The organism is Roseateles sp. (assembly GCF_049240545.1).
Lineage (GTDB): Bacteria > Pseudomonadota > Gammaproteobacteria > Burkholderiales > Burkholderiaceae_C > Paucibacter_A.
Map to the genome: position 1 here is coordinate 58,492 of NZ_JBMLSK010000204.1, position 17,298 is coordinate 75,789.

The window sequence follows — 17,298 nt, forward strand, 5'->3', positions numbered from 1 at the left end:
GCTGAGCCGAGCGCTTGGTAGGTCTGGATTTGCAAACAGTTGGCGGCGCCCTTACGGCGCCGCTTTGCATTTGTGATGATCTCGAACTCGGAGATTTCATGCCCAAAGCTCTCAAGATTCGTGACGCCGTTGAGGCCGACCTTCCCGGCCTTTTGCATCTGTTCGAGACCAGTGGCTTGGATACGCCGGGCAAAGGGGATATGGACAGCCTTCGCAAGGCTTGGCAGCAACTCAGCCATTGGCCGGGGGCTCGGGTCCGCGTGGCTGAAAGTGGCGGGCGCATCATCGGCACGCTGACCCTCTTCATCCTGCCCATGCTTTCGCATCAGGCCACGCCCTGTGCCGTGGTGGAAAGCGTGGGCGTGGATGCCGCCTTGCAGGGCCAGGGCGCCGGCCGCGCCTTGATGGAAGATGCCATGCGTCTGGCCGCTCAAGCCGGCTGCTACAAGCTGGCGCTGTCGTCCAATCTGCGGCGCAGCGATGCCCATGCCTTTTACCAACACCTGGGCTTTGATCAGCACGGCCTGAGCTTCAAGGTGGCGCTGCCAGAAGCGGCCAGCTAAGTCGGGATATGGATTAGCTCAGCTAATCCATGCGCATCGATTTCTCGTTTGTCAGCCGCGCTCATGCGGCGTGAAATGCAGGCCTTGCCTAGCCCATCACAGACCCCGAGAAACGAAGCGCCGCGATGAAAGCCAAGCCACAGATCGTCTACCCCTACATCCCCAACTCGGTGCCGGCCGTCAAGGCCGCCATGTTGGCCGCTACCGGCGCCGCCTCGGTGGAAGAGTTCTATGCCGATGTGCCGGCCGACTTGCGCCTGGACCGGCCAATGAACTTGCCGGAGCCCATCCTGTCCGAGGCGCGTCTCAAGCGCCATGTGCAAGGCATCCTGGCGCAGAACCAGCATTGCGGCGAGGTGCTGAGCTTTTTGGGTGGTGGTTGCTATCAGCATCATGTGCCTTCCATCTGCGATGAGATCAATGGCCGCAGCGAGTTCCTGACGGCTTATGCCGGCGAGCCTTATGACGACCACGGGCGCTTTCAGGCCTTGTGGGAATACTGCTCGATGATGGGCGAGTTGCTCAATCTGGACGTGGTCAGCGTGCCCACTTATGACGGCATGCAGGCGGCGGCCACCGCCTGCTGCATGGCCGCGCGATACACCGGCCGCCGGCGGGTGCTGTTGGCGGGCAATACCAGTGCCGACAAGCGCTCACACATCCAGACCTATGGCCGCAGCGAGATCGAGTTCGTCGAGGTCGGCTTCGACCCAGTGAGCGGCCTGCTGGACCGCGCCGATCTGCGTGCCAAGTTGAGCGATCAAGTCGCAGCCCTGTATCTGGACGTGCCCAATTACTTCGGCGGCATTGAAGAGGGCGGGGCCATCGCGGCCCTGGTCAAATCGGTGGGCGCAATGTTGGTGGTGGGCGTGGACCCGCTGTCGCTGGGTGTGCTGACCCCGCCGGCCGACTATGGTGCCGACATCGTCTGCGGCGACATCCAGCCCCTGGGCATGCATATGAGCTATGGCGGCGGCCACGGCGGCTTTATTGCCAGCCGCGACGAAGAGGCCTTGGTGCTGCAATACCCCTCGCGCCTGTTTGGTCTGGCGCCCACCTCGGTGCCGGGGCAGTACGGCTTTGGCGATGTGGCCTACCACCGCACCTCTTTTGACAAGCGCGAGCTGGGCAATGAGTTTGTCGGCACGGCGGCCGCGCTGTGGGGCATCACGGCCGGGGTCTTCCTGGCATGCCAAGGGCCACAAGGCATGCAGGAGCTGGGCGAAGGCATCATGAAACGGGTGGCCTATGCGCGCCAGCAGTTGGCTGCTGTGCCGGGCCTGCGCTTGATGCATGCGAAGACGGTGCACTTCAAGGAGTTTGTGCTGGACTTTTCGCCCAGCGGCAAGTCGGTGGCCGAGATCAATGCGGCGCTGCGCGAGCGCGGCATCTTCGGTGGCCATGATTTGTCGGGCGCCTTCCCGGCTTTGGGCCAAGCGGCGCTCTACGCTTTCACCGAAGTGCACGCCCAAACGGACATCGACGCCTTGGTGGCTGCCCTGCGCGAGGTCTTGTCCCAATGAACGCTCACAGCCCTAACTCTTCAGAGCCCCGCACGATGGAAAACATCTCCGCCCACCGCTTCACCGAGGGTCAGCCCAATCTGCGCCGCTACCAGCAGGCGCGCTGGGACGAGCCGGTGATTTTTGAACTCAGCCAGCCCGGCGAGCGTGCCTTGCTGACGCCCGAAGTCGAACCGGCGATTGAGGCTGCCGCCCACGATGTCTTGTTCACCCTGCCGCCTGGCATGCGCCGCGCCAAGCCACCGGCCTTGCCCGAGCTGAGCCAGAACCGCGTGCTGCGCCACTATCTGCGCCTTTCGCAAGAGAACCTGGGCGCTGACTTCAATGTGGATGTGGGGCAAGGCACTTGCACCATGAAGTACAACCCCAAGGTCAATGAGCACCTGGCCCGCGATGCGCGCATGAGCGAGCTGCACCCGCTGCAAGACGAGAGCACGGTGCAAGGCATCTTGCGGGTGATGCACGAGATGGAGGGCGTGCTCAAGGAAGTCTCGGGCATGGATGCGGTGAGCCTGCAGCCGCGCTCGGGCTCGCAGGCGATCTACGCGAATATCGCGATGATCCGCGCCTGGTTTGAGTCGCGCGGCGAGGCCGGTGAGCGCGACGAGATCATCACCACCATCTTCAGCCACCCCTCGGATGCAGCCTGCGCCAAGGTCCTGGGCTACAAGGTCATCACCCTGTATCCCGATGCCCAGGGCTACCCCGACTTGGCGGCGATGAAAGCCGCGGTGGGCCCGCGCACGGCGGCCCTCATCATCACCAACCCGGAAGACACCGGCATCTTCAACGCCAAGATCCGCGAGTTTGTGGCGGCAGCCCATTCGGTGGGCGCCCTGGCCTGCTATGACCAAGCCAATGCCAATGGGCTTCTGGGCATCACTCGGGCGCGTGAGGCGGGTTTTGATTTGTGCCATTTCAATCTGCACAAGACCTTCTCGACCCCGCATGCCTGCGGCGGCCCGGCGGTGGGAGCTTGCGCGGTGACGAAAGATTTGGCGCCGTTCTTGCCTCGCCCGCGCGTGGTCAAGCAGGCCGATGGCCGCTACCGCATCGACCAAGGAGACGTGCAGTCCATTGGCAAGGTGGCGGCCTTTATGGGCACGGCCGGCATCGTGCTGCGCGCCTATGCCTGGGTGATGAATCTGGGCGCGGCGGGCTTGCGCGAAGTGGCGGAAGTTGCGGTGCTCAACAACAACTACATGATGAGCCAGCTCTTGAAAATTCGCGGCCTGTCGGCTCCCTATGCGCCGGGCAAGCGCCGCATCGAGCAGGTGCGCTACAGCTGGGCCGAGCTCTGCGCCGAGACGGGCGTGCATTCCGGTGATATCGGTCTGCGCGCTGCCGACTACGGCGTGCATTACTGGACCAGCCATCACCCTTATGTCGTGCCAGAGCCGGCCACCATCGAGCCGACCGAGTCCTACTCGCGCGCCGATCTGGATGAGTTCGCGCAGATCATGAGCCGGGTGGCCGATGAAGCGCGCAGCGACCCGGAGCTGGTTCGCAGCGCGCCGCATAACTGCCCGACCCGCCGGGTGGACGAGTCGTATTTGGAAGACCCCAAGCGCTGGGCCATCACCTGGCGCGCGTGGCAGCGCAAGTTGGCTGAGCACGGGGCGGACTGAGATGCCAGGGCTGCGCGTCGGCTTGATCATCAACCCCATGGCGGGCGCGGGCGGCGTGCTGGCCCAGCATGGCAGCGATGGCCTGGCCCTGGCCTCCTCTTGGTCGGCCGAGCGAGCCTTGGTGGCGCTTGGCTGCTTGCGGGAGGGCCAGGCGCTGCAATGGGTTTGCGGGCCGGGGGCCATGGGTGAGGAAGTCTTGCGTTCGAAAGGGCTGCAGCCTCAGGTGTTGGGGCTGGCGACTGCAGGCCCCAGCCGGGCTCAAGACACACAAGACTTGGCCGGGCAGATGGCCGCCTTGGGTCTGGATCTGCTGCTTTTTGCCGGCGGCGATGGCACGGCGCGGGATGTGCTGGCGGGTTTGGGTGATTCATCCAGTCTGCCGGTGCTGGGCATTCCGGCCGGGGTGAAGATGCAGTCCGCCTGTTTTGGCGTCAGCCCGGCGGCGGCAGGGCGCTTGGCCGCCTCCTTCTTGGCCTCGGCTGCGCGGCCCTTGGAGCTGCGCGAGGTGATGGATCTGGATGAAGAAGCGTTGCGCGGGGGGGAGGTCTTGCCCCGGCTTTTTGGCTATTTGGCCTCACCGGTGGACCCGCGCTGGCTGCAAGGGCGCAAGACCCGCAGCCAACCCGGTGATGCCCAAGCCGCCGCAGCTTTGGCGCAAAGCCTGCGCTCGGAGCTGGCTTTTGGCGTTCACCTGATCGGGCCGGGTTCAACCACCTGGGCCTTGAAACAGGCGCTGCAGCTGGACGGCAGCCTGATCGGTTTGGATGTGGTGGTGGATGGCCAGCTCTGGTTGCGTGATGCCAGCGAGGCGCAGTTGCTGGAGTTGCTGCAAGCCATGCCGGGGCGGCCTCGCTTGTGGCTGACGGCCATTGGCGGCCAGGGTCATGTGATCGGTCGCGGCAATGCGCCGCTGAGCGCACGTGTCTTGCGGGCCTTGGGGCCGCAGGCCTTGACGGTCTTGATGACGCCCGCCAAGCTGCAAAGCCTGACGGCCAGTTTCGGCGGCATCTTGCGGGTGGACAGCGCTTGTGCCGAGGTGGATGCCTTGTTCAGCGGCCCGGTGCAGGTCTTGACCGGCCCGCGCGACCGGGCGGTGATGCGATTGGTGGCAGAGTAGCCGCTGGCTGCGGCCATGGACAAAAGGAGATGAGGATGACGCAATCGAATGTGAGCAAGCCCGCAGGTGAGTTGCGCGGCAAGGTGGCGCTGATCACCGGCGCGGGTTCGGGCATCGGCCGGGCCACCGCCTTGCTGTTCGCGCAAGAGGGGGCGCAGGTGGTGGTCTGTGATTTGAATGCCGAGAGTGCAGCGGCCACCGTGCGCGAGATCGAGGCCGCCGGCGGCGTGGCTCTGGCGCTGCAAGCCAATGTGGCGGTGGCCGCCGATTGCCAGCGCAGTGTGGCCCAGACCCTGGCCCGCTTTGGTCGCCTGGACGTTCTGTTCAATAACGCCGGTATCACGCGGCGTGCCAATGTGGTGGACACCAGCGAGGCCGACTGGGACGCGGTGATGGCCGTCAACGTCAAGTCGATTTTCCTGATGAGCAAGTACGCCGTGCCGGTGATGGCCGAGCAGGGTGGCGGCAGCATCATCAATTCGGGTTCTGGCTGGGGCCTGGTGGGGGGCAAGGATGCCGTCTCTTACTGCGCTTCCAAGGGGGCGGTGGTGAACATGACGCGCGCCATGGCGGTGGACCATGGGCCGCAGCGCATCCGCGTCAACAGCGTTTGCCCGGGCGATACCGACACCGCCATGCTGCGCAATGAAGCGCATCAACTGGGTTTGGCTGAGTTGGCCTTGGTGGAAGCTGGCAATGCGCGCCCGCTGATGCGTGTGGGGCAGGCGCAAGAGATTGCCCACGTGGTGCTCTTCCTGGCCAGCGATCGCTCGTCTTTTGTCACCGGCTCGGCCTATGTGGTGGACGGTGGTGGGCTGGCGGGGTCGGCATGAGTTCGCTTGCTTCTTCGTGGCGCAAGCGCTCTGCCGCCATGAGGGGCTTGGGTGCTCTGCGCGGCGAAGTAAAGAAGGAGACCGGTGCGCAGCGCCGGTCGGGTGACATGAGCGGCGCAGAGCACCCAAGGCCCTCACGAGCCCGAGTTGCTCTTGGCGATTCCAGTAGTTCGGTCCGCCGGACCCTGGATCACGGGGGCACGGTCTCGCTCCTGCTTGGTCCAGCGGACCAAGCCTTCGCTAGGCTCAAGCCGTCCTCAGGACGCCTTGAGTCCGAGCTCAGTCCACCCGCCCTTCGCTTTGCTCAGGGCTCCTCCTTTACCTCGCTCAGCCGCACCCCCGTGGCCCCGGGCGATTGTTTATTCGCCACGTCTTTGCTGAGGGTGAATTCACCTACCGGCCATGCCTCCAGTCACAGCGGGTTTCTCCCCCTGTTCTGAATTGCATGCCAAAAATATATTTGCCTTGTTCGTAAATCATAACGTTTCAATTTACACATCATGCTCAACTGGGGAATCATCGGCGCCGGGAACATCTCGGGCGCTTTCGCGGCGGGTCTGAAGCAGACCGACAGTGGCGCTTTGGTGGCGGTGGCCAGCCGGGATGCGGCCAAGGCGCAGGCCTTTGCCGAGCAACACGGCACGCCCGCTTGCCCGCCCAAAGCCCATGCCTCCTACCAAGCCTTGCTGGCCGATCCGGCGGTGCAGGCGGTCTATATCGGCCTGCCGCATACCGAGCATCTGCATTGGACGGTGCAAGCCCTGCGTGCCGGCAAGCATGTGCTGTGCGAGAAGCCGCTGGGCCTCAATCATGCCGAAGCCATGATTGCCTATGACGAGGCCGAGCGCGCCGGCCGCGTGCTGATGGAAGCTTTCATGTACCGCTGCCTGCCGCAAACGGCCAAGCTGCTGGAGCTGTTGCGTGCTGGCACCATTGGCGAGGTTCGGCACATCCAGGCGTCCTTTTGCTACAGCTCCACGCCACGGGCCGGCTCGCGCACCTGGGAGGCTTCGCTGGCGGGCGGCGGCATTCTGGATGTGGGTTGCTACCCCGTGTCGATGGCGCGGCTGATCGCTGGTGTGGCGCGGAACTTGCCCTTTGCCGAGCCGACCGAGCTGCAAGCCATGGGTCAGCTGTACCAGAGCGCTAGCGGCCCGGTTGATGAATGGGCGACGGCGACCTTGCGCTTCCCCGGCAATATCGTGGCGCAACTCAGCACCGCCGTGCGCTTCGAGCAAGAAGAGTCGCTGCGCATTGGCGGTAGCAAGGGCGCGCTAGTCGTGCCCAAGCCCTGGTACGGCGCGGGCGCCGAGGCGGGCGAGAGCCGTATCGAGCTTTATGTTGACGAAGCTCTGGCCCAGACCTGGACGATCAGCACTGACCGTGGGCTCTATGCCTATGAAGCCGATGTCTTTGCCCAAACGGTGCAGGCCGGCGCGGTGCCTCACCCTGCGATGAGCCCGGCCGATTCGCTGGGCACGTTGGCGGTGATGGATCGCTGGCGTCAGGCGATTGGTCTGAGCTACCCCAAAGAGGGCGAGGCCGCTATGCAAGGTCGCCTGAGCTTGGCCGGCTTGCCGATTGCGCGCCGCGCCGATGCGCTGATGACGTATGGCCATGTGCCGGACCTGGAGGGCAAGCAGGTGTCGCGTCTGATCATGGGCGTGGACAACCAAGAGACGCTGCCACATGCCGCTGCCTTGTTTGACGACTACATCGAGCGCGGCGGCAACACTTTTGACACCGCCTGGGTCTATGACTTTGAAGGCGGCCACAGCGAGGCCATTCTGGGCCAGTGGTTGAAGGCCCGCGGCATCCGCGACGAAATCGTGCTGATCGCCAAGGGTGCACACACCCCCAACTGCACGCCCGAGGGCATGCGCCGCGAACTGGCCGAGAGCCTGGAGCGCCTGCAAACCGACCATGCCGACCTCTACATCCTGCACCGCGACAACCCGAAGGTGCCGGTGGCCGAGTTTGTCGAGGTGCTGAACGAGCAACGCAGCCTCGGCCGTTTCCAGGCCTTTGGTGGCTCTAACTGGTCGCTTGAGCGGGTGATGGAAGCGAACGCCTACGCGGCTTCCAAGGGCTTGCAAGGCTTCTCCTTGCTGAACAACCAGCTCAGCTTGGCGCGCATGCAAGCGCCCATCTGGCGCGGCTGTGTGTCGGCGGGTGACCCGGCTTCACGCCAGCTGCTGGCTGAGCAGGGTCTGGCTTTGTTTGCCTGGTCTTCGCAAGCGCGCGGCTTCTTCACCGACCGGGCTGGCCCGGATCTGCGCGAGGACGAAGAGCTGGTGCGCTGCTGGTACAGCGCCGCCAACTTTGAGCGCCGCGCACGCGCCCAGAAGCTGGCAGCCGAGAAGGGCGTGCAGGCCATCAATATCGCCTTGGCCTGGGTGCTGGGCCAGCGCTTCCCCGCCTTCAGCCTGATCGGGCCGCGCTCGATTGCCGAAACCGCCAGCTCCATGCGCGGCTTGACGGTGCAATTGACGGCCGAAGAGATGGCCTGGCTGGACCTGTCCGAGCAAGGATCGCCGGCATGAAGATGAACGATCTCCATCTCAAGCCCGAGGGCAAGGCCATGCCGGCAGCAGCAACACCGGTGGCCATCATCGGCGCCGGCGATATCTTCCCAGCCTATGTGGCGGGCCTGGCGCAGTTTGACAATCTGAGACTGGTCTGCGTGGCCGATGCGCGGCCCGAAGCGGCCGCCGCGCAGTCTCAAGCCCTGGCTGTGCCGACCTTCAGTGTGGATGAGTTGTTAGCCGGTGAGGCTCAAATCATCATCAACTTGACGCCACCGCAAGCGCATCGCGCGGTGGGCGAGGCGGTGCTGAAAGCCGGCAAACACCTCTACACCGAGAAGCCGCTGGCCGGCAGCTTTGCCGATGGCGCCGCCTTGATGGAGTTGGCCAACGCGCAAGGCTTGCGCATCGGCTGCGCGCCCGACACTTTTTTGGGCGGCGCCGGCCAGCTGGCGCGCACCCTGGTGGATGGTGGACAGCTCGGCCGCATCGTGGCCGGTCAGGCCACCATGATGGAGCGCGGCCCGGATGACTGGCATCCCAACCCCGCTTTCTTCTACCGTCCCGGCGCCGGCCCTTTGATGGACATGGGCGTGTATTACCTGACCCAGCTGGTGCAGCTGCTGGGCCCCATCACTCGCGTCAATGGCATGGCGCACACCAGCTGGCCGATCCGGCAGATTCCGCGCGGCCCGCGCCAGGGCGAGAGCATCCAGGTGGAGACGCCCACCCATCTGGTGGCCGGCCTGGAGTTTGAGCAGGGCGCCTTCATCACGCTGAGCACCAGCTTTGATGTCTGGAAGCATAAGAGCAGCCATATCGAGTTGTATGGCGAGCGCGGCAGCCTGGTGCTGCCCGATCCCAATCAGTTCGGCGGGGCGCTTGAGAGCTGTGACGCCGATGGCGACTGGCAATCGCAGACGCCGCAAGTCTTCACCGGCCGGCATCGCGGCCTGGGCGTGGCCGATATGGCCGAGGCCTTGCGCAGCGGTCGCCAACACCGCGCCAATGGCGAGATGGCCTTGCATGTTTTGGAGGCCATGGATGCGGTGCTGCGCGCCGCCGAGAAAAAGGCGCCGGTCTCGCTGCGCACCCGTTGCGCAAGACCTGACCCCGTTAACCCCGGCTTTGCTGAAAGCCTGCAGTTCCAGGTCAAGCCTGCGGTCCAGGAGCAAAGCGCATGACGAACCCTATGACTGTGAATGCGCCGCGCATTGCGCTGCAGCTCTACACGGTGCGCAGCGCCGGTGACCTGGCCGCTCGTTTGCAAGTAGCCCGTCAAGCCGGCTTTGCCTGGGTGGAGAGCGAAGCGATGCACGGCCTGAGCGCTGACGCTTTCCTTGCCACGCTGCGCGCCTCCGGCCTGAGCCTGGCTTCCATGCATGTGGAGATGAGCGATCTGGCCGAGCGCATGGATGAGGTGCTGGCCGCTTTGAAGGGCTGCGGCTGCACCCAGCTGGTGATGCCCTGGCTGGACGAACCTGAGCGGCCGACGACCCGCGAGGGCTGGCTGGCGCTGGCGGCGACGCTGCAAAGCCATGCCCTGCGCCTGCAGTCGCAAGGCATCAGCTTGGCTTATCACAACCATGCCTTCGAGTTTGAGCGGCTCCCCGAAGACGGCCGCACGGTGCTTGAAACGGTGTTGGAGGCTGCAACAGCCCTGCGTTGGCAGCCCGATGTGGCCTGGGTGGCGCGTGCTGGCGAGTCGCCGCTGCCTTGGCTGCAACGCTATGCCGAGCGGCTGCAGTCGGTGCATGTGAAAGACCTGGCCAAACCCGGCGCTGAACTGGCTGAGACTGAGCAGGGCTGGGCCACGCTGGGCGAAGGGCGCTTGGATTGGCCGGCCTGGCTGCCCTGGCTGCGCCAGAAGCTCAGCACCTTCATCGTCGAGCATGACCAGCCCAGCCAGCCGGCCCGCACGGCGGCGGCAGGGCAGGCCTATCTGCAAACCTTGTTGTTGAACTGAACCCAGCGAACAGGAGCCCCCACCTCACCATGGCTGATCTATCGCTGCGCGGCTTGCGCAAGAGTTACGGACCGGTCGATGTGCTCAAAGGCATCGATCTGGACATCGCCGACCGGGAGTTTGTCTGCTTTCTCGGCCCCTCGGGCTGCGGCAAGTCCACGCTTTTGCGTTGCATTGCCGGATTGGAAGCGGTGCAGGGGGGTGAGCTCTTGATCGGCGGCGAGCGCATGAACGAAGTGGCCCCGGCCGAGCGCGACCTGGCCATGGTGTTCCAGAACTACGCGCTCTATCCGCATATGACGGTACGCAAGAACCTGTCCTTTGGCCTCTCGCTGCGGCGCTTCTCCAAAGGCTAGATCGAGACCCGCATTGCCGAGGCGGCGCGCATGTTGCAGCTGGAAGCCTTGCTGGAGCGCAAGCCCAAGCAGCTCTCCGGCGGGCAGCGGCAGCGGGTCGCGATTGGCCGCGCCATTGTGCGCAACCCGAGGGTGTTTTTGTTCGACGAGCCGCTCTCGAATCTGGATGCAGCGCTGCGCGAGAACACCCGCGCTGAGCTGGCTCGGCTGCATCAGCAACTGCAGGCCACGATAATCTACGTCACCCACGATCAGGTGGAGGCCATGACCCTGGCCGACAAGGTGGTGGTCTTGAACCAAGGCCGTATCGCGCAGGTGGGCCGGCCGCTCGAGCTCTACCACCGGCCGGCCGATCTGTTTGTGGCCGGCTTCATCGGCACGCCGCGCATGAACTTTCTGGCGGCCGAATCTTCGGGCGTGCAAGACGGCCTGCTGCAACTTCGTTTGCCCGGGGCCATGGCCGCTGCGCTGCTCTCCAGCCTGGCGCTGGCAGAGCTGGTGCCCCAGGGCGCGGCGCTGACGCTGGGCATACGCCCCGAGCACATCCGCCTCTTGGCGCTGGACGATGCAGCGGCTCAGCTCAGCGCCGAGGTGCAGTCGGTAGAGCGACTCGGTGCCCAAAGCATGGTGCATCTGAAGCTGCCTTCGGGCGAAATGCTGACGGTCTGCGTCGACGGATCGCAGCTGGTGCAGCGTGGTGAGCGGCTGGGCCTGAGCCTGGAGCTTGAGCATCTGCATGTGTTCGCGGCCGAGGGCCGCGCCTTGCCACGGCGCTTGAGCGCGGCGGTGGAAAAGGCCTTGGCGCAATGAAGCCCATCCTTGGCTCCCAACGTACAAAGCTGGGCATTCTGGCTGTGCTCAGTCTGCTCTGTGCGGGCGCCTGGTGGGCGAGTGCGGGCGCCAACCCTGAGCAGACCGCGCCGGCGCCACGCGTCTTGCGCTTCGCCACCTGGGACGGCAGCGAAAGCCTCTTGATTCAGCAGCGCATTGCCGCCGCTTTTGAGGCCCGCCATCCGGGCGTCAAAGTGCAGGTGGAGGCCTATGGCGGTGGCTACAACCAAAAGCTCTCGGCCGCTTTTGGCGCGGGCAATCCGCCCGATGTCATGTATATGTGGAACTTCCCGCAGTACCAGCGGGTGCTGGAGCCACTGGACGCTTACCTGGCCCGCGATGCACGCATCGACAAGAACGACTTTGTGCCCGGCTTGTGGCGTTTCTCCACCGTCTGGGATGCTGAGCAAAAGCAGTCGCGCATCTACGGCGTGCCGGCCGGCTTCACCGCCCAGGTCATCTACTACAACAAAGACATGCTGGACCGCGCCGGTCTGGCCTATCCGCAAGAGGGTTGGCGCTGGGAGGATCTGCGTGCGATGGCGCAGCGCCTGCGCAATCCGGCCGCCAAGGCCTACGGCTTTGGTCTGGATGTGAATCCCGACCCCTATGACTTCCAAAGCTATCTCTGGAGCGCCGGCGGCCGCATGCTGGGGGCTGACGGCGTCAGCGTGCAAGGCCATCTGAACAGCCCCGAGAGCAAGGCCATGTTTGCCTATCTGCAGGAGCTTTTGCGCAGCGATACGGTGGCGACGCTGGGCGTCGGCGATGGGCGCAATCAGCGCCAGATGTTTGTCTCCGACAAGGTGGCCATGCTGCTGGACGGCAGCGCCTTCCGCTTGGAGTTGGCGCAAGACCGCAAGCGCTTTGGCGTGGTGGGCCTGCCCAGCTTTCAAGGCCGGCCGGCGCAAAGCGTGCTCAGCGTCTCGGCGCTGGCCATGGCCAAGCGCAGCCAGCAAAAAGACCTGGCCTGGGACTTCATTCAGTTCTTCAGCAGCGCCGAGGCGGTGCGCCTGCGCGGCAATGACCTGCCGGTCTTGCTCAGCGTGGCGGCCGAGCAGGGTTTGGCCCAAGACCCTTTGGTGCGGCCCTTTTACGCCATGGCCGAGAGCATGAAGGAAAGCCCGGCGCACTTGCTGAACCCGCGCTGGATGCGTGCTCAGGATGTCGTTCGCGACGCCATCCAAGAAGTCTTTCTCAGCAAGCAGGGTGACAGCGGGGCCATTCTGGACCGCGCTGCCCTCAAGGCCGAGCGGCGTCTGCGCTGAAGACTGTTGAAGACCGCTGAACACCGCTGACCATGCACAAGTCTCAACATATGGATGCCCAAAGCGAAATGCTGATGCCCATGAACACGGCAAGGCAGCAGGACCCGGCGCGAACCCAGCTGCGGCGCTCGCGCTCTTGGGGCCAGGTCTTGCCTTATCTGTTCATCGCCCCCTGGGTGCTTGGCTTTCTGGCCTTCACCGTCGGGCCGCTGCTGTACTCGCTCCACATCAGCTTCTTTGACTGGCCCTTGATGGGCGGCGAGCGCTTTGTGGGCCTGCAGAACTACCAGCGCATCCTGACGCAGGACGAAGACTTCTGGGAGGCCCTGGGCGTGACCGCGCGTTTCGCGCTGTTCTATGTGCCCACCCATTTGGCCGGCGCTCTGGGCCTGGCCCTGCTGCTGAATCGGCGCTGCCGGGGTGAGGGCTTTTTTCGCACCGTGTTCTATCTTCCCTCCATGCTCTCTGGCGTGGCCTTGGTCAGCATCTGGTCCTGGATCTACAGCCGTGAGTACGGGCTCTTGAACTATCTGCTCTCGCTCATGGGCCTGCCGGCCGTTGACTGGCTGGGCAGCCCTGACTGGGCCATGAGCGCGGTGGTGATCGCCAGTCTGTGGAGTTTGGGCGGCACGATGTTGGTGTTCCTGGCCGGGCTCAAGGGCATTTCGGTGGAGCTGTACGAGGCGGCCGAGATGTGTGGCGTGTCCAAACTGAAGCAGTTCACCCACATCACGCTGCCGCTGCTGTCGCCGGTGCTCTTGTTTAACTTGGTCACCACCTTGATCGCGGCCTTTCAGCAGCTGACCATGGCCTTGCTGCTGACCGGCGGCGGGCCGATGAAGTCCACCTACATGCTGGCCATGTACATCTACGACACCGCCTTCAAGTACTTCGACATGGGCTATGCCTCGGCCATGTCCTGGCTGATGTTTGCACTGATTCTCTTGCTCTCGGCCTCGGTGATGCGATTCTCCAGCCTCTGGGTGTTTTATGAGAACGAAGTGAAAGCTGAAGGCCAGCCCAGCAAGAAGGGAGCGCGTCTATGAACAGCAGCCTGCAAACCCGCAGCCGCCGCTTGGCCTTTTACAGCCTGATGCTGGTGCTGTGCTTTGCCTTTGCCGCGCCGCTGTACTGGACGCTGCTCACCGCGCTGAAGGCCAAGAGCGAGCTCTACGCCTGGCCGCCGGTCTGGTGGCCGGCCGAGCCGCGTTGGAGCAATTTTGTCGAAGCTTGGCAGGCCCAACCTTTCGCGCTGTTCTTGCGCAACTCGGTCTGGGTGGCGCTGCTGTCCACCTTGGGCCAGATCTTTTCCTCCAGCTTGGTGGCTTACGGCTTCGCGCGCTTTGACTTCAAGGGCCGCAATGCGCTCTTCATGGTGGTGCTGGGCTCGATGATGATTCCCTGGGATGTGACCATGATCCCTCTGTACATGGAGTTCAACGCCCTGGGCTGGATCAACACGCTCAAGCCGCTGATCGTGCCCAATTTCTTTGCTGCCCCGTTCTTCATCTTCTTGTTGCGCCAGTTCATCATGAGCATTCCGCGGGAGTTGGACGAGGCCGCCCGCATGGACGGCGCCAACGCCTGGCAGATCTACTGGCGCATCCACTTGCCGCTGATGGCGCCGGCCCTGGTGCTGGTGGGCACCTTCCAGTTCCTGGGCAGCTGGAACGACTACCTGGGCCCGTTGATCTTTTTGAACGACCAAAGCCAGTACACCTTGCCGCTGGGCCTGGCCCAGTTCAAAGGCCTGCATTCGAACAATGTGACCGCGATTGCCGCGATGACGGTGCTTTTGTGCCTGGCGCCGCTGATCCTGTTCTTCTTGGCCCAGCGCCACATCATGGACGGCGCCACCAGCGCCGCCGTCAAAGGTTGATCTGCATGAACGACGAGCTTGAACTGATGGACCCGCAACGCGTGCCTTTCTCGCGGCGCGAGAGCTGGCTGTGCGTGTCTTACTTGGCCGATGAGCAATCCTTCTGGCTGCGCAATCTGCGCGGTGGTGATGAACACACCGATCTGGGCCGTTTGTTCCGCTTGACGCCCATCGACGCTGCCGGTCAGCCACTGCAAGGCGTTTGGCGCCTGAGCCCCGAGGCGCTGAGCTTTCATTGCTCGTCCGGTCAGCTAGCCTTGGCCTTTGCGGATGCCGACACCTTGGCGCTGTCGGCCCAAGGCATCGGTCTTTCTTTGACCCTGCAATCGAAACGTTATGACTACGCACAGCGCCTGCCGGATGCCCTGCACATCAGCTGCGCCAGCCAAGACCTGTCGGTCCGCCTGACGCTGGCCGAAGGCAGCTCGCAGCTGGACGCGCCCTGGCAAGGCCAGCGCGCCGAACGCATCGTTTGCGCCTTGTTGCCCTGCGATCAGGGCCGGCTCAGCGCGGCGCTGCATCTGTACCGCGTTGCCCCACAGCGCCTGGATTGCCCGGTGTTTGAAGAAGCCAAGCAAAGCGCTGCCGCCGATTTCGCGGACTGGCTGCTCAAGTGCCCGCCGGTCTTGCCCGAACTGCAAGCCGCCCGCCGCCTGGCGGCCTACATCACTTGGTCTTGCCTGGTGCCGGCCGAAGGGCAGCTGGCCTACCCCGCCATGTATATGTCCAAGAACTGGATGACGAATATCTGGAGCTGGGACCATTGCTTCAATGCCCTGGCCCTCGGCGCGGCACAGCCTGAGCGGGCTTGGCAGCAGTTGGCTGTGCTGTTTGCGCATCAACATGCCAGCGGCCGCTTGCCCGATTTTGTGAACGACCGCTTTGCCTATTGGCGCTTCACCAAGCCGCCGGTGCATGGCTGGACCGTCGCTCAGCTGCGTCGCATGGCGCCGAGCTTCTGGACGCCCGAGCGCTGCGCCCAGGCCTATGACTGGCTGGCCGCCCAGGTCGAGAGCTGGATGGCCAGCGCGAGTCAGCATGGCTTGCCTGCATACGACCATGGCAATGACGCCGGTTGGGACAACGCCACCAGCTTTTTGCCCGGCACGCCGCTGCAAAGCCCGGACCTCAGCTGCTTCTTGATTCTGCAAATGGAGGAACTGGCAGCTCTGGCCATCTTGCTTCATAAGCCCGAGGCCGCCCAGCAATGGCTGCAGCGCGCCGATGCTTTGTGCGAACGCCTGATGAGCCAGCTCTGGGACGGCGAGCGCTATATCGCGGTGTGTGAAGGTGGCCTGACACCCGAGCCCGGCGCCGACAGCTTGATCGCCTTCCTGCCGCTGATCCTGGGCCGACGCCTGAGTGAGGCGCAGCGCCAAATCTTGCTGCAAGGCTTGGTGGCGCCCGGCCGCTTTTTGAGCCCGCATGGCTTGGCCACCGAATCGCAGCAAAGCCCCTTTTACCGCGCCGATGGTTACTGGCGCGGCCCCATCTGGGCATCGACCATGCTGCTTTTTGCTGATGCGCTGGACCGCTGCGGTCGCGCCGACCTCGGCGACGAGTTGGCGCGCCGCTTCACCGCCATGGCCGCCCGCAGCGGCATGGCCGAGAACTTTGATGCGCAGTCCGGTGCCGGCCTGCGCGACCCCGCATTTACTTGGACCTCCAGCGTCTTTCTTTTGCTGGGGCAGCGTTTGCTCAAACAGCAAGAGATGGCCGCAGCAAAGGAGCTTGCTGATGTCGAATGAACTGGACACCACGGCCAACCCCAACGTCACCCTGAAGACCTTGGTGCGCCACACCGGTCTGTCTCTGGGCACGGTGTCGCGGGCCTTGAAAGATGCGCCCGAGGTCAAGCCGGAGACCCGCGAGCGCGTCAAGCGCGCCGCCGCCGAGCTGGGCTATAGCGTCAACCTCGCCGGGGTGAAGCTGCGTACTGGCAAGACCTACACCTTGTGCATCGTTTTGCCGGTGGAAGACGCGCAGCAAGACTTCAGCGACAGCGGCTATATGGCCCTGGTGTCGGGTCTGTATGCCGCGCTGGCGGGCAGTTATTACAGCCTGGTGGTGCACCCGCAGCTGCCGGGCGAGGACCCGCTGGAGGGCTTGCGTACCCTGGTCGAATCGCGCCGAGTGGACGGTTTGATCCTGACCCAAACCCGGCCGCAGGACGAGCGCATCCAGTACCTGCTGTCGCAAGACTTTCCATTCGTCAGCTATGGCCGCAGCGAGCTGGCGCAAGCCCATCCCAGCTATGACACCGACCATGAGGACATGGCCTATCAGGCGACGCGCCGCCTGATTGAGCGCGGCCACAGCCGCATTGCCATGCTCAACCCCAGCCCCGAGCTGATGTATGCCCAGCACCGCGAGCAAGGCTATCGGCGCGCGCTCGCCGAGTCCGGCCTGGGCTTTGACGCCGCGCTTTTGCGCAGCTCCGGCCTGTCGGCCGGGGACGGGCGGCGCATCGTGCTGGACTTGGCGCAAGGCGCACAGCACCCCACGGCCTTTGTTTGCGCCAATGAATTCACCGCCCTGGGTGCTTTGTCGGCCTTTGCCGAGCTGGGTTGGCAGGCGGGCCGCGAGGCGGTGGTGGTGGCCACCGATGACAGCAATATCAGCGCCTTCTTCGTGCCGCCCATCAGCACCTACTTTGCCTCGCTGCACCGCGCCGGGCGTCAGCTCGGCAGTCTCTTGCTGCGCCGCCTGGACGGCGAAGCGATGGAGCGCTTGCAAGTGCTGGAGCGCGCCGAGTTGATTGAGCGCCAAAGCGACCAAGCCCCTTTGAGGGCCTCCAAACCATGACGAC

13 protein-coding genes and 1 pseudogene are annotated in these 17,298 nt (G+C 64.4%); all 14 read left to right on the forward strand.

The features are described from left to right. Window positions 1–98 precede the first annotated feature (98 nt). Window positions 99–563 carry a GNAT family N-acetyltransferase gene (locus ACOVRJ_RS12915; RefSeq protein ID WP_422044256.1) on the forward strand — a complete coding sequence of 155 codons (465 nt, stop codon included), beginning with the start codon at window positions 99–101 and terminating at the stop codon, window positions 561–563. A gap of 125 nt (window positions 564–688) precedes the next feature. Further along, window positions 689–2,086, forward strand: a complete 1,398-nt coding sequence (gcvPA, locus tag ACOVRJ_RS12920) for an aminomethyl-transferring glycine dehydrogenase subunit GcvPA (protein WP_422044257.1) — start codon at window positions 689–691, stop codon at window positions 2,084–2,086. Between the two features lie 35 nt (window positions 2,087–2,121). Continuing rightward, the gene (gcvPB, locus tag ACOVRJ_RS12925) at window positions 2,122–3,714 is read left to right on the forward strand and encodes an aminomethyl-transferring glycine dehydrogenase subunit GcvPB (RefSeq protein WP_422044258.1); all 1,593 of its coding nucleotides are present in this window, start codon (window positions 2,122–2,124) and stop codon (window positions 3,712–3,714) included. A 1-nt stretch (window position 3,715) separates the two neighbouring features. Then, window positions 3,716–4,831: an ATP-NAD kinase family protein gene (locus tag ACOVRJ_RS12930; protein WP_422044259.1), complete on the forward strand. Its 1,116-nt coding sequence runs from the start codon at window positions 3,716–3,718 to the stop codon at window positions 4,829–4,831. Window positions 4,832–4,866: 35 nt separating this feature from the next. Then, entirely contained in the window at window positions 4,867–5,664 is a 798-nt protein-coding gene (locus ACOVRJ_RS12935; RefSeq protein ID WP_422044260.1) for an SDR family NAD(P)-dependent oxidoreductase, read from the forward strand. A 500-nt stretch (window positions 5,665–6,164) separates the two neighbouring features. Next, on the forward strand, window positions 6,165–8,207 hold the full coding sequence (locus tag ACOVRJ_RS12940) for an aldo/keto reductase (protein ID WP_422044261.1): 2,043 nt from the start codon (window positions 6,165–6,167) through the stop codon (window positions 8,205–8,207). After that, a complete protein-coding gene (locus tag ACOVRJ_RS12945; protein ID WP_422044262.1) occupies window positions 8,204–9,373 on the forward strand; it encodes a Gfo/Idh/MocA family protein in 1,170 nt (389 codons plus the stop codon). Before ACOVRJ_RS12940 ends, ACOVRJ_RS12945 begins: the two co-directional genes overlap by 4 nt. Further along, complete coding sequence (locus tag ACOVRJ_RS12950) at window positions 9,370–10,155, forward strand: sugar phosphate isomerase/epimerase family protein (RefSeq protein WP_422044263.1); 786 nt, start codon at window positions 9,370–9,372, stop codon at window positions 10,153–10,155. Before ACOVRJ_RS12945 ends, ACOVRJ_RS12950 begins: the two co-directional genes overlap by 4 nt. A 29-nt stretch (window positions 10,156–10,184) precedes the next feature. Then, a pseudogene (locus ACOVRJ_RS12955) lies at window positions 10,185–11,321 on the forward strand (ABC transporter ATP-binding protein). Then, entirely contained in the window at window positions 11,318–12,610 is a 1,293-nt protein-coding gene (locus ACOVRJ_RS12960; protein WP_422044264.1) for an ABC transporter substrate-binding protein, read from the forward strand. The pseudogene ACOVRJ_RS12955 and the gene ACOVRJ_RS12960 overlap by 4 nt, the downstream one beginning before the upstream one ends. A 32-nt stretch (window positions 12,611–12,642) precedes the next feature. Next, complete coding sequence (locus tag ACOVRJ_RS12965; RefSeq protein WP_422044265.1) at window positions 12,643–13,656, forward strand: carbohydrate ABC transporter permease; 1,014 nt, start codon at window positions 12,643–12,645, stop codon at window positions 13,654–13,656. Then, window positions 13,653–14,489 carry a carbohydrate ABC transporter permease gene (locus ACOVRJ_RS12970; RefSeq protein ID WP_422044266.1) on the forward strand — a complete coding sequence of 279 codons (837 nt, stop codon included), beginning with the start codon at window positions 13,653–13,655 and terminating at the stop codon, window positions 14,487–14,489. The genes ACOVRJ_RS12965 and ACOVRJ_RS12970 overlap by 4 nt, the downstream gene beginning before the upstream one ends. Window positions 14,490–14,494: 5 nt before the next feature. Beyond that, entirely contained in the window at window positions 14,495–16,237 is a 1,743-nt protein-coding gene (locus tag ACOVRJ_RS12975; protein WP_422044267.1) for an amylo-alpha-1,6-glucosidase, read from the forward strand. Then, window positions 16,227–17,294: a LacI family transcriptional regulator gene (locus tag ACOVRJ_RS12980; RefSeq protein WP_422044268.1), complete on the forward strand. Its 1,068-nt coding sequence runs from the start codon at window positions 16,227–16,229 to the stop codon at window positions 17,292–17,294. Before ACOVRJ_RS12975 ends, ACOVRJ_RS12980 begins: the two co-directional genes overlap by 11 nt. Window positions 17,295–17,298 lie beyond the last annotated feature (4 nt).

What these genes read in the sequence shown, in the direction of transcription:
- ACOVRJ_RS12915 (WP_422044256.1), top strand. Translation starts at nt 99, where the DNA reads ATGCCCAAAGCTCTCAAGATTCGTGACGCCGTTGAGGCCGACCTTCCC.
- gcvPA (WP_422044257.1), top strand. Translation starts at nt 689, where the DNA reads ATGAAAGCCAAGCCACAGATCGTCTACCCCTACATCCCCAACTCGGTG.
- gcvPB (WP_422044258.1), top strand. Translation starts at nt 2,122, where the DNA reads ATGGAAAACATCTCCGCCCACCGCTTCACCGAGGGTCAGCCCAATCTG.
- ACOVRJ_RS12930 (WP_422044259.1), top strand. Translation starts at nt 3,716, where the DNA reads ATGCCAGGGCTGCGCGTCGGCTTGATCATCAACCCCATGGCGGGCGCG.
- ACOVRJ_RS12935 (WP_422044260.1), top strand. Translation starts at nt 4,867, where the DNA reads ATGACGCAATCGAATGTGAGCAAGCCCGCAGGTGAGTTGCGCGGCAAG.
- ACOVRJ_RS12940 (WP_422044261.1), top strand. Translation starts at nt 6,165, where the DNA reads ATGCTCAACTGGGGAATCATCGGCGCCGGGAACATCTCGGGCGCTTTC.
- ACOVRJ_RS12945 (WP_422044262.1), top strand. Translation starts at nt 8,204, where the DNA reads ATGAAGATGAACGATCTCCATCTCAAGCCCGAGGGCAAGGCCATGCCG.
- ACOVRJ_RS12950 (WP_422044263.1), top strand. Translation starts at nt 9,370, where the DNA reads ATGACGAACCCTATGACTGTGAATGCGCCGCGCATTGCGCTGCAGCTC.
- ACOVRJ_RS12960 (WP_422044264.1), top strand. Translation starts at nt 11,318, where the DNA reads ATGAAGCCCATCCTTGGCTCCCAACGTACAAAGCTGGGCATTCTGGCT.
- ACOVRJ_RS12965 (WP_422044265.1), top strand. Translation starts at nt 12,643, where the DNA reads ATGCACAAGTCTCAACATATGGATGCCCAAAGCGAAATGCTGATGCCC.
- ACOVRJ_RS12970 (WP_422044266.1), top strand. Translation starts at nt 13,653, where the DNA reads ATGAACAGCAGCCTGCAAACCCGCAGCCGCCGCTTGGCCTTTTACAGC.
- ACOVRJ_RS12975 (WP_422044267.1), top strand. Translation starts at nt 14,495, where the DNA reads ATGAACGACGAGCTTGAACTGATGGACCCGCAACGCGTGCCTTTCTCG.
- ACOVRJ_RS12980 (WP_422044268.1), top strand. Translation starts at nt 16,227, where the DNA reads ATGTCGAATGAACTGGACACCACGGCCAACCCCAACGTCACCCTGAAG.